The 12,798-nt window shown below is 39.0% G+C and carries 9 protein-coding genes and 1 tRNA gene; 7 read left to right on the top strand and 3 right to left on the bottom strand.

From position 1 onward, the window contains the following. Positions 1-34 precede the first annotated feature (34 nt). The 3 genes from acnD (at position 35) to BW139_RS06180 (ending at position 5,333) form a co-directional block, all read left to right on the top strand. Positions 35-2,644, top strand: a complete 2,610-nt coding sequence (gene acnD, locus BW139_RS06190) for a Fe/S-dependent 2-methylisocitrate dehydratase AcnD (protein ID WP_076919058.1) — start codon at positions 35-37, stop codon at positions 2,642-2,644. 13 nt (positions 2,645-2,657) lie between these two features. After that, positions 2,658-3,827, top strand: a complete 1,170-nt coding sequence (gene prpF / locus BW139_RS06185) for a 2-methylaconitate cis-trans isomerase PrpF (protein WP_076919057.1) — start codon at positions 2,658-2,660, stop codon at positions 3,825-3,827. Positions 3,828-4,016: 189 nt separating this feature from the next. After that, on the top strand, positions 4,017-5,333 hold the full coding sequence (locus BW139_RS06180; protein WP_076919055.1) for a sensor domain-containing diguanylate cyclase: 1,317 nt from the start codon (positions 4,017-4,019) through the stop codon (positions 5,331-5,333). Positions 5,334-5,359: 26 nt separating this feature from the next. Here BW139_RS06180 and BW139_RS06175 read toward each other — a convergent pair whose 3' ends face one another. Then, a complete protein-coding gene (locus BW139_RS06175) occupies positions 5,360-6,259 on the bottom strand; it encodes an ABC transporter substrate-binding protein (protein ID WP_076919053.1) in 900 nt (299 codons plus the stop codon). A 174-nt stretch (positions 6,260-6,433) separates the two neighbouring features. Between BW139_RS06175 and BW139_RS06170 the strand changes: the two genes are divergently transcribed. Continuing rightward, positions 6,434-7,357 (top strand): hypothetical protein, encoded by a 924-nt coding sequence (locus BW139_RS06170; protein WP_076919052.1) that lies wholly within the window; start codon positions 6,434-6,436, stop codon positions 7,355-7,357. On the opposite strand, the gene BW139_RS06165 is transcribed toward BW139_RS06170, so the two are convergent. After that, positions 7,354-8,166, bottom strand: coding sequence for an amino acid ABC transporter substrate-binding protein (locus BW139_RS06165; protein WP_076919050.1), 813 nt, complete (start codon positions 8,164-8,166; stop codon positions 7,354-7,356). The two genes, BW139_RS06170 and BW139_RS06165, sit on opposite strands and share 4 nt — an antisense overlap. A gap of 299 nt (positions 8,167-8,465) precedes the next feature. Here BW139_RS06165 and BW139_RS06160 point away from each other — a divergent pair, with 299 nt between their 5' ends. Continuing rightward, complete coding sequence (locus BW139_RS06160) at positions 8,466-8,963, top strand: REP-associated tyrosine transposase (RefSeq protein WP_076919049.1); 498 nt, start codon at positions 8,466-8,468, stop codon at positions 8,961-8,963. Positions 8,964-9,803: 840 nt separating this feature from the next. Here the strand turns inward: BW139_RS06160 and BW139_RS06155 are convergent. Further along, positions 9,804-9,880 (bottom strand) — tRNA-Val (locus tag BW139_RS06155). A gap of 484 nt (positions 9,881-10,364) precedes the next feature. Between BW139_RS06155 and BW139_RS06150 the strand changes: the two genes are divergently transcribed. Then, complete coding sequence (locus BW139_RS06150; protein ID WP_076919047.1) at positions 10,365-10,934, top strand: hypothetical protein; 570 nt, start codon at positions 10,365-10,367, stop codon at positions 10,932-10,934. Next, positions 10,931-12,709, top strand: a complete 1,779-nt coding sequence (locus tag BW139_RS06145; protein WP_076919046.1) for a hypothetical protein — start codon at positions 10,931-10,933, stop codon at positions 12,707-12,709. Before BW139_RS06150 ends, BW139_RS06145 begins: the two co-directional genes overlap by 4 nt. Positions 12,710-12,798 lie beyond the last annotated feature (89 nt).

Raw genomic sequence — 12,798 nt, 5'->3', positions numbered from 1 at the left:
TGTTCATCCCCGTCACCAAATTAGCGAATTTATTATGACCATTATTAATAACACCCAATACCGTAAGCCATTACCAGGCTCAAATGTAGATTATTACGATACCCAAGCCGCGGTAGATGCCATTAAACCGGGCGCTTACGCCACACTGCCTTACAGTTCGCGTGTTTTTGCCGAAAACTTAGTGCGCCGCTGTGAGCCTGATATGTTAACCGATGCGCTTAGCCAAATTATTGAGCGCAAACAGGATTTAGACTTTCCGTGGTATCCGGCACGCGTTGTATGTCACGATATTTTAGGGCAAACCGCTTTAGTTGATTTAGCGGGCCTGCGCGACGCTATTGCTGCAAAAGGTGGCGATCCTGCAAAAGTAAATCCGGTTGTACCTACTCAACTGATTGTTGACCATTCATTAGCTGTTGAGCACGCAGGCTTTGATCCTGAAGCGTTTGAGAAAAACCGCGCTATTGAAGACAGACGCAACGATGATCGTTTTCATTTTATAAACTGGACTAAAACTGCGTTTAAAAATATTGATGTGATCCCGCCGGGCAATGGCATCATGCATCAAATTAACCTTGAAAAAATGTCGCCGGTTATTCAAAACCGTGATGGTATTGCATTCCCAGACACGCTAGTAGGTACCGACAGCCATACACCGCATGTTGATGCCTTAGGTGTTATTGCTGTTGGCGTGGGCGGCCTTGAAGCCGAAAGTGTAATGCTAGGGCGCGCATCGTACATTCGTTTACCCGATATTGTGGGCGTAGAGCTTACCGGTAAACGCCAACCGGGCATTACTGCAACCGATATTGTATTGGCTATTACCGAGTTTTTACGCGAGCAACGTGTGGTATCGACTTACCTCGAATTTTACGGTGAAGGGGCTGATGCACTAACTCTTGGTGATAGAGCAACCATTTCGAATATGACTCCTGAATTTGGCGCAACGGCGGCTATGTTCTACATTGACGATAAAACTATTGATTACTTACGTTTAACAGGTCGTGATGAAGAGCAAATTGCACTAGTAGAAAACTACGCCAAAACAGCAGGGCTATGGAGCGACAGCTTAAAAACAGCGCATTACGATCGTGTACTTAAATTTGATTTATCAAGTGTAGGGCGCAACATTGCAGGGCCTTCCAATCCGCACCGTCGTGTATCTACTAGCGATTTAGCTAAAGAAGGTATTTCGGGCGTTGTTGAAAACGAAGAGGGCTTAATGCCAGATGGCGCGTGTATTATTGCCGCTATTACTAGTTGTACTAATACCAGTAACCCGCGCAATGTAATTGCTGCAGGTTTATTGGCGCGTAACGCCAATGCAAAAGGTTTAATGCGTAAACCTTGGGTTAAAACCTCATTGGCACCAGGTTCTAAAGCAGTGCAATCGTACCTTGAAGATGCAAAATTATTACCAGAACTAGAACAACTTGGTTTTGGTATTGTTGGTTTTGCCTGTACCACTTGTAACGGTATGAGTGGCGCACTAGACCCTAAAATTCAACAAGAAGTGATTGAACGCGATTTATACGCAACAGCGGTGCTTTCGGGCAACCGTAACTTTGATGGTCGTATTCATCCGTATGCAAAGCAAGCGTTTTTAGCGTCTCCACCGCTTGTGGTTGCTTATGCTATTGCTGGTACCATTCGTTTTGATATAGAAAAAGATATCCTCGGTAAGGATCAGCAAGGTAACGATGTAACCTTAAAAGATTTATGGCCATCTGATGAAGAAATAGATGCAGTGATCAAGCAAAGTGTTAAGCCTGAGCAGTTTAGAAAAGTATACGAGCCAATGTTTAACTTAACCGTTGATTACGGCGAAGATAACGACCCATTATACGATTGGCGTCCAGAAAGTACCTATATTCGCCGCCCTCCTTATTGGGAAGGTGCATTAGCAGGTGAGCGCAGCATGAGTGGTATGCGTGCATTAGCGGTACTGGGCGATAACATTACAACCGATCATTTATCACCTTCTAATGCGATTATGGCAAGCAGCGCGGCAGGTGAATACTTAACTAAAATGAACGTGCCAGAAGAAGACTTTAACTCGTATGCAACGCACCGAGGCGATCACTTAACCGCGCAGCGCGCCACGTTTGCAAACCCTAAACTATTGAACGAAATGGTATTGGATGAAAACGGCGAAGTGAAGCAAGGATCGTATGCGCGTATAGAGCCAGAGGGTAAAAATACGCGTATGTGGGAAGCCATCGAAACCTACATGCAACGTAAGCAACCGCTTATTATTGTTGCCGGTGCCGATTATGGGCAAGGTTCGTCGCGCGATTGGGCGGCAAAAGGTGTAAGGCTTGCAGGTGTTCAGGTTATTGCAGCTGAAGGGTTTGAGCGTATTCACCGTACTAATCTCATTGGTATGGGTGTGCTACCACTGGAATTTGCTGCAGGTACAACCCGCAAAACACTAAATTTAGAAGGTAGCGAAAGCTATGATGTAAAAGGCGAACCAGCACCAGGGGCAACTTTAGAATTAGTGATCACCCGTAAAAATGGTGAAGTAGTCACTGTGCCAATGAAATGCCGATTAGATACGCAAGAAGAGCTTTCTATTTATGCTGCAGGCGGTGTATTGCAACGCTTTGCACAAGACTTTTTAGAAGCCACGCAAGCATCATAAGGATATAAAACAGATGTTTAAACCACAAATTAAAGTGCCAGCGACCTATATGCGTGGCGGCACCAGTAAAGGCGTGTTTTTTAATTTAACCGATTTACCCGCATCTGCCCAAGTGGCAGGTGAGGCGCGCGATAACTTATTACTGCGCGTTATTGGTAGCCCCGATCCTTATGGTAAACAAACTGATGGTATGGGTGGCGCAACATCAAGTACGAGTAAAACCGTTATTTTAAGTAAAAGTGAACAGCCCGATCATGATGTTGACTATTTATTTGGGCAAGTTGCTATCGATAAGCCATTCGTTGATTGGAGTGGTAACTGCGGCAATTTAACCTCTGCTGTGGGCGCATTTGCCATCAGCAATGGTTTAGTTGATAAAAGCAGAGTGCCTGATAATGGCATTGCTATTGTGCGTGTATGGCAGGCTAACATTAAAAAAAGCATTTTAGTGCATGTACCTATGACCAACGCTCAAGTACAAGAAACCGGTGACTTTGAGTTAGATGGTGTTACCTTTCCTGCAGCTGAAGTAAAGCTGGAATTTATTGACCCTGCTGATGGTGATGGCGCGTTATTCCCAACAGGCAATGTGGTAGATGACTTAGAAGTACCAGGCGTGGGCACGTTAAAAGCAACCATGATCAACGCCGGTATTCCGACTATTTTTGTAAATGCAGCGGATATTGGTTACACCGGTACAGAGCTGCAAGATGATATTAATAGCGATAATGCGGCGTTAACTATGCTTGAAAGCATTCGTGCCCATGGCGCGGTAAAAATGGGCTTAATTAATAATATTAATGAAGCGCAAGCACGCCAACATACACCTAAAGTGGCTTTTGTTGCTCCAGCAAAAGACTACACAGCCTCAAGTGGTAAGCACATCAATGCCAGCGATATAAGTATATTGGTTCGTGCCATGTCGATGGGTAAGTTACATCATGCCATGATGGGCACAGCCGCGGTTGCTATTGGTACAGCGGCTGCGATAGAAGGCACCTTAGTTAATGCTGCCGCTGGTGGCGGAGCCATTAATGAAGTTAATTTTGGTCACCCTTCTGGCACATTAAAAGTGGGTGCAGAGGCGGTTGTTACACATGGCCAATGGCAGGTTAGCAAAGCTAGTATGAGCCGCAGTGCCCGTGTGTTAATGGAAGGTGTGGTGAGAGTACCTTTTAACTAAACGAGTACTAATTTTAGTCATATAAAGCGCAGAGCTGATAACTTAACGGTTATCAGCTTTTTTTGTGGTTTATATTTCTAGGAAGAAAGGTTAATTTTTTCTGTTATAACAGTAAATATTCACATATATTAAAAACGATTACCCACATTTATAGCTGTTTATTAGAAGTACGTGTTTACGGAGTTGTTAATGGATTTATCTAGGCTTAATGCAGAAAAATTAATCAAAAACTTGCATGCAGGAGTGGTTGTGCATGCTCCTGATAGCAGTATTGTTTATGCAAACCCTGCTGCATTAAGTATTTTACGTATCACACAAAAGCAAGCTTTAGGGCATGACGTTTTTGATAGTCAATGGAATCTAATTGACGAACTGCGTAAACCTCTCAGTGTTGATAAACATCCCGTTAATTTAGTTATTAAGAGTAAAAAACCGATCAGTAATATTGAGCTAGGTATTTGTGATGGCTCATGTGAAGAAATAACCTGGGTATTGTGCAACGCCTATCCAGAGTTTGATGAGAATAATAACCTCGCAGAGGTAGTGACCACCTTTATTGATATAACCCATCAAAAACAAACGATCCCATTTAAAGAGATAGTTGAACTTGCTAATGATGTTATTTTGGTTACAGAGGCCGACCCTATCATTGAAAATGGACCTAAAATTGTTTATGCAAACCAGTCATTTACTAAAGTAACAGGTTATCATTTAGATGAAGTTAGAGGAAAAACGCCACGAATTTTACAAGGCCCTCAAACTCAGCAAACAACGCGAGATAAAATAAGGCATGCGCTAGAAAATAAACAGCAAGTGTCAGAGCAAATACTTAATTACAAAAAGTCAGGTGAGCCTTATTGGATTGATATGAATATTTTTCCACTAAAAAATGCCTTGGGTGAAGTGGCTTATTATGCGGCTATTGAGCGTGATATTACTAAAATGAAACAGTATCAAGCGCAGTTAAAAGACTTAACGATTAAAGATCCTCTTACAAATTTACTTAACCGTAGAGGATTTATTGAATCGAGTACACTTGCACTTGATACCTGTTTTAAAAATGAACAGCATTTAACGCTAACTATGATAGATATTGATCATTTTAAGCGTATAAACGATGAATTTGGCCATGAAGGTGGTGACTTGGTCTTACAAAGTATTGCTGAAACGTTCAAATCATTTTGTGACAATAATGACATTATAGCGCGTTTGGGCGGTGAGGAGTTTTGCATTGTTTCGCAGGATAAATGTGTTAGTACTGTAGTTAAAACATTAGCAAAGCTTCAGGATTTTTTAAAAGATAATCCGGTTGAGTTACCCTGTGGCGAGTATGTCAGTTACACAGTGAGTAACGGGGTATCGAGCTTAACCTCTGAGTCCTGCACTTTGCAAGGCTTATTAAAAAATGCTGATAAAGCACTTTATAGAGCAAAGAAAATAGGCCGTGACCAAACCGTGGTGTTTAATGAAAGCCTATATGGTACAGACCTAAAAACAGCAGACTAAGGCAATTTTATTCAGTTTATTAAGGGTTATCCTAGGTTGTAGCACTGTTGCTTTTTATTGTTTATAAAGCTTTCAAAAGTATTATTCTTACGCATAATGACAATTTCAGCGTTGATGTCAGCTAATATAGATTGCCAGTTAGCCGTGCTTTTACTTATTTCATAGTACAAGGCTTTGTATTCTATACTTGGTGATAGTGCAACGAGGGCATTTAGCATCTTTTTTTTATCTCTATTTGATAAAAGTGATTTATAAATGCTGGCCTTGAGTACTTCTAAATCGGCGACAATAAGTTCAACGCGACCGTTTAAAAGTAAGTGAATAAGCTGATATTCACTGTTAGCAACAATGGTTTTTATTTTACCTTGATCAATAAGTTCATCTAATTCATCACTGTTCTTATATGAACGAACCACGCCCATCACCCTATTTTTTACAGAATTAATACTGCCATCGTAGTCAATAGTGTGATCTTTAAGTGCCACAAATGATAAGTCGCCACCCGGAATAGGTTCAGATAGCGCTAATAATTGATTGCGTGTTTTGGTTAAAATATTTTCAGACATAACATCGTCAGTAATATAGTACTCAGGGAATAATATATCGGCTTTGCCTAGTTCTGCTTCACGCACCGCGCGAGCCCACGGGTAAAATTCAATATGAACGCCATAACCACGCTTTACCAGCATGCTTACTGTGAGCTGATAGAGCCAGCCTTTATTGCAGAGGTTATCGTCTATATAAGGAGGCCAGTTGAGTGTAACTAAACGAAGGACGGTATCAGCCTCTAAATTATAACCGTAACCACTTTTGTATTTTTCGCCAGGGAGGGTAATATTTTTATCGTCAACAGAGTAAGTTACAGGCGCAGGGTCTGCGTAAATAAAAAGTGATAAAAGTAAGGCTATGACTAAAAATATTCTCATAAGGATAATGCATTTTTATATGTACATATAAGTTTAGTGCGTTATCTGGAATAAACAACGTAAATGGTCAGGTTCTTTTAATATAAATATAGCCTTAAAAAGCGATAGCTATTAACATGCGACTATAAGTAATTTAACTTAAATACGACATAATAATTACTAGAGGGAACTTTTATGGCTAATAAGCCAATAAGTGAAGATAATCCATTTGCTAATTTATCTGATGTGCAGTGTGAGCAGATCCAAAATTGGTATCAAAAGCATATTTCTTTAACTTTAACCACGTTGCTCAAAGGCAGTAAGTCTGGCCAAGTAATAGAAAGTAAATTAGAGCGTGCCTTAAACCAAGCATTATGCAAAAGTAAAAGGCTCACGACCCAATCAGGTAATGATAATTCGCCTATAAAATTACAAAATGCAAGCGTATTGGCAGAACTCAAAGATACGCGTGATTTGTTTCATGGTGCACAAGTTAAAATAAATAAGCTAGAACAAAAAATAACAACAAGTGCTGACGAAATACAATTGCTAGAGACTCAAAAAAGCGAACTACAGTTAGAGGTACGCAGTTTACAGCAACGGTTAAACCATGTTTTATCACGGTTAGAGTCACAAGGTGTCTCGTTTCAAAAAAGCCATTATGTAGGGCGTATATTGGTACATGCTTTACGAGCAAGCTTTGAAAATTGGCAGCAAACACCCTCTGGTGAGCCTTTCAAAAATCATGACTTTTATAAGCTTTTTCCCCGGGTTTTGTACTCAAGTTTACTAAAAGAGATAGAGAAACTGCTAGGGGAGCATGATTATAATCAAATAGAGCGCTCGCTCAGTGATTTCGTGTTTCAACAAAAGGGCTCACCAGTAGAGAATTGGCCGGATGAAGACCCGATATACGAGACACAATTAGTTAACCAAAAGCAGTCTGAGCTTTTAATTAAATTACAAAGCCAACACCAGCAGCGAAAAAACTTTACCGCCTATTTAGAAAAGCGTCTTTCTAATACTGGCTTTACTCATAAACACAGTGATTTACTGATGACCTTAGTTGATTTTGCGACAAATAATGAAAATAGTAAGTTTTCTAGTTATTGCCATTAATTTGGAGTAATCGTTTGGCTAGGCAAAGGTAAAGGTGTTAGGGGATGCTGTTGAAGGCCAAGCTGTTTTAGTCTAGCTGCAATCTTGTCTTGCGCGAGTGCTCGTTTTACCCATTTATACAAAGTGCTTATATCGAGGGTGTGGGTTGGGCGAAGTAATAACTGATGGTTATAGGTTTGTGCAATTCGTTCAGAAACAAGTAGCAAATGCTTGCTTTTTGGATACTTGCTAAAGTATTGGTTTAAGTAAGAACGCGTGACGATGGCGCTATCGCTGCGTTTTTTTAATACCAATTCAATACTTCTTTTATGATTGCTTAATAAAGTCATTTTATATTCGTTTTCAAGTACTGAAGGGTTACTTTCATAATTTGCTAATGGGTAATGGTAACCTAAAATACCCACCAAAGTTCTATTTTCTAAATTATCAAACCAAGCTTGTGACTTTGCAAATTGCTTTAAAGCAATAAATACCTCACTGTCTGTGGCTATAACGGGGGAGTTACTAATTATATTATTCCCTTGCAGCCATCCCCAATCCGGGTTTTCAAAAAAAACCGAATCGAATAAGCCTTTTTGGTAATCTTTAAAGCGACGAATTGGCGTGGTTAGTACCAATTCAAAATGATAAGAATGCTGCATTTTATTGAGTTCGCTAATTAACTCAACAGTAAGGCCAGAAGCACGTCCATCAACAATCTCTATATAAGGAGGGAATTCATAACCGCCTACTTTAACCACTGTTTTTGCATGAGCTTCTTCAACTGAAAAACCAAGTAAGGCTAATAAAATGAGCGTAACAAACTTCATAGTTAAATCCTTCCTTAGCGTGCTTTTGATGTATCAATTTATAAGATAGCCTATTTGTTAACATAGTGTGAATTATCAAGCAATGTATTCTAACTTTTTGAGTTAAATTAAATGGGTAGTTATACGATGTTTGCAACGGAATTTAAGAGTGGCATGCGCTTTTTTTTTGGTGTTTCCCCAAAGTCGGGTGGCGTGGCTTCGCCACTTAACCGACCTACGTTCCCAACAATTAGCGTAGGTTGGGTAAGCCGGAGGCGTCATCCGACGATGTTTAGCCGCTTATGATAAGGAGATTTTTTGTGAGATATCGTCGAAATTATCAACCAGGAGGAACGTATTTTTTTACGGTTAATTTGCAGGATCGTAATAAATCATTATTGGTTGAGCATATTGATTTATTGCGTGAGGCTGTGCGCTGGGTAAAAATGCATAAACCATTTTATATTGATGCTTGGGTGGTGTTGCCTGATCATATGCATGCAGTGTTAACTTTACCCAAAGGTGATAGCGATTATTCTGGCCGTTGGCGCGAAATTAAAAAACGTTTTTCTAAAGGCTTGGCTAAAAACGAACATTTATCACTCGCACGCGTTAATAAAAATGAACGAGGGATTTGGCAACGCCGTTTTTGGGAGCATACTATTGTTGATGAACGTGATTATTGGCAGCGTGTAAATTATGTGCATTTTAACCCGTTTAAACATGGTTTGGTTGAACGGGTGGTTGATTGGCCTTATTCAAGCTTTCATAAAGCAGTCGAATCAGGAATATACAGCCGCAATTGGTGTGGGGAGTAATTAATACATTTTATGACGGGTGTTTCCCATACGTTACCAATAATGAACGTAGGTTGGATAAGCCAGAGGCGTCATCCGACGATGTTGGATAATTCAGAGGCGTTATCCGACGATGTTGGATAATTCAAAGGCGTCATCCGTTGTTGTTGGATATTGGTCTGTACCGGTGCAGGTTTTGCTTTATGTCGGCTAGTGCTTGGTATTGGGATGTTACCTAATGCCGGTTTTTCCCCAATGTCGGGTGGCGTGGCTTCGCCACTTAACCGACCTACGTCCCCAATAATTAACGTAGGTTGGATAAGCCAGAGGCGTCATCCGACGATTTTGGATAATTCAAAGGCGTCATCCGTTGTTATTGGATATTAATCATTACCGGTGCAGGTTTTGCTTTATGTCGGTTGTGCTTGGTATTGGGGTGTTACCTAATGCCGGGTTTTTCCCCAATGTCGGGTGGCGTGGCTTCGCCACTTAACCGACCTACGTTCTTTTTAGAATTGGTACGACTGAGTGGATTCGAACCAGCGACCTGTGGACCGCGTAATTAAGAGAGGGTAGTGCTTTTTCTTTTTGTATTTTTTGATTTGGTACGACTGAGTGGATTCTAACCAACGACCTTTGGACCGGGTGATTAAGAGTAGGTAGTGCTTTTTCTTGAGATGTTTTTGAATTGGTACGACTGAGTGGATTCGAACCAACGACCTTTGGACCGGGTGATTAAGAGTAGGTAGTGCTTTTTCTTGAGATGTTTTTGAATTGGTACGACTGAGTGGATTCGAACCACCGACCTGTGGACCGGGTGATCAAGAGTAGGTAGTGCTTTTTCTTGAGATGTTTTTGAATTGGTACGACTGAGTGGATTCGAACCACCGACCCCTACCATGTCAAGGTAGTGCTCTAACCAACTGAGCTACAGTCGTACAATTTTAAATACATTTTTTACTAATTTTGGTACGACTGAGTGGATTCGAACCACCAACCTCTGGACCGGGTGATCAAGAGTAGGTAGTGCTGTTTCCTTCAACGTACTTCAAATACATTCTATACTAATTTTGGTACGACTGAGTGGATTCGAACCACTGGCCTCTGGACCGGGTGATCAAGAGTAGGTAGTGCTGTTTCCTTCAACGTACTTTAAATACAATATTCACTAATTTTGGTACGACTGAGTGGATTCGAACCACCGACCCCTACCATGTCAAGACGTTAGTTTAACTACTTCTATAAATAATAATCTCCAGTAAATATAATGAATTGCATATTATTACAATAACTTATATAAAATTTAGTTAATATTAAAATCTGTTTTTGAGTGTTTTACGAACATTTAAAGCTTGATCTGGGCACTGTTTAGGCACATTATGAAAATGTCAAAAATGACTACTTATTGTTCTGGTGCTGAATATGATTGATGAGAATGTTGAAGGCAAATTAAAAAAGATCGATGAATTATTAGACAGGTCTACATTTGAGTATATTGTCGCAGAAAATATTACCCTTGAAAAAACCATAGATAATTTAATTAGTAATATAAATTTGTTTTCGTTTTTAAAACCAAGTTCAAACGACAGCTTTGATACAATTACTACTTGGAAACTTGATGCTTATCAAGCCCCGATAATTGGATATAAAACTGATAATGAAAAGTTAAAACTAGTCTCTGGCTTATTTACATTTCATAAAGTTTGTCGACTTCAAGAACAGTCAAATCAACTTGTCCCATGTTTGATCCTTCCTAATCGTCCGACACCCGATCTTAGACGTTTAATTTTTCTTAATGATATTGTTCGACTACTTTTTAAGCAGTACTTTAATGCATCCGGCCCTTTAATCTCAGAGTTACTTATTGGCTTATTCAAAGGTGAACAACCAGTAATTGATTCAACAGAATGGCGTACCTTATTTCCAGCTATTAAAACAAAAACAGAATTATGTAAATGGCTTAAAATTAGTACAAAAGTGATTAAATTATGACGGGTACGCTAAAAGTTAAGCTTCTTGAGCATATTGAGTTGTATTGTAAAGGGGTAAACTTGGAAATCAGTATCGAGGATATAAAATCTGACTTTGATGATTTTACTTCTCGCATAAGTGCCCCTGAAGATTTGAGTGGTTTATCACAAGTTTTTTTATTATTAAAAAGGATGAATGATGCGTCACAGAAGCTATGGGAGTTTACTAAAAGTGAGCTATGTCTTCCTGAGTATATTTATTATGCCTTTAATGAGTATGGAGTTGAGCTAGATGCAAGCTCAAGAGAGAGTTTTAATCGCAGCACATATAAAAATGGTTGGTGCAATGAGATACCATTCTATGTATTACTTATTAAATCATATGAGTATAAGCAAGATTCAAAATCATTAAATCTTCTTGCTAATTTTATTGGTAATTATTTTAAAACAATACATACACTCATCGATCCTGAATTAGCTACAAGCTCATCAACAAGAGAAGCTGAGGTTTGTAATAAGTTTCGCTTATTAATGAAAAAGTCCAATATAGCCTTCGAACCAGATAAAGATAAAATATTAACAAACTACCTTGATTCAGCTTCGTCAATCGCGAGTAAGTTAGAGTCAATTATTAATAATGATATATATACTAATAATGTAACGGATAGAGGTTATTTAAATACTTTAATTCATTTTTATAAGAATGACTGGCAACCAGCTCGGCTGTATAAAAGAGGAGGCCGTTACAGAGGCTCCATCGCTAAATGGTATAAAAAACCTAATACTTTACCTATTCCTGGGGCTGTTGATAATTTGTCAGTTTTAATACCATCTTTAAACTTTTTATCAGATACAGAGGGACTTAACCCTGAAGATTCTGAGGTTCAGATGCCTTTTGTAATTGATAACAATGAAAGCAATACTGAAAGAGATAAAACCGATCATCAAAGCATTGAAATGATTTTTAGTCCCGCCTCTAAGAAGAAAAAACAAATAGATATAACTCGCAATGTGCACCGAGCTCATAATATTGCTTACCAAGATACGCGATTATTAAAGGCGCCAGAACTGGGCTTATTATTTGATACATTAAATAAGTATGGCCGTTCCGATAAAAATATTGAGCTAGCAATATTGGGATGGCTGATGTTTTTATTGGGTAAGACGTTACATGAGATAGAAAACTTACAGATATTTAATAAAATAGATGACAAAACACGAGGTTTGTTTCTAGATGAAAATGACCGTGGTTGGTGGTATTTTCCTATAACTCAAACTGCTAAACCAACGATTAAAAAAGTTGGTCTTATTAAAACAGCGAATGGTGTATTTACTGCTTGTCCTACATTTTTAACAGATTTAATAATTAAATATTTAAAGGGCAGAAAAGAAGGTTTACTTATTAACGTAGACAATTTTGCAGCACTTGAAAGCAGTTTAGCCAAAAAATTAAAAAAGGTATCAGATAGAGCTTATAGCGGAAGACTAAGTATCAATAGCATTAGTAATTTTATTGGGAATTATATTAATGCAACAGGTGTGATAGACCCTATTTATATAGACTTTAGTTACGATGTAAAAATGTATTCTACTCGAGTATCTAGAAGCTATAGCAATATTGATGATGTTACGCGGTGTGAAAGGCTATTTGAGTTTTGGCAAGAAGTTGAGTCTGATTACTATGATTATTGTAAAGAAAAATTCCCTATAAAACTTTTTGAATTAGTGTGTTTTGATAAGCGTAATCGTATGCTTGGTTTGAATCGCCCCGTGTTTGCCAGAGACTCAATAACTTGAGAAACTGGAACTATGAAAAAATCAAATCGCTATACATCAGAATTTCGTGAACGTGCAATTAGGCTTGTTACCACACAACAGCATGAATA

This window comes from Pseudoalteromonas sp. SK18 (assembly GCF_001974855.1).
Classification (GTDB): domain Bacteria; phylum Pseudomonadota; class Gammaproteobacteria; order Enterobacterales; family Alteromonadaceae; genus Pseudoalteromonas.
This window is presented reverse-complemented; position numbering and strand designations above follow the sequence as displayed.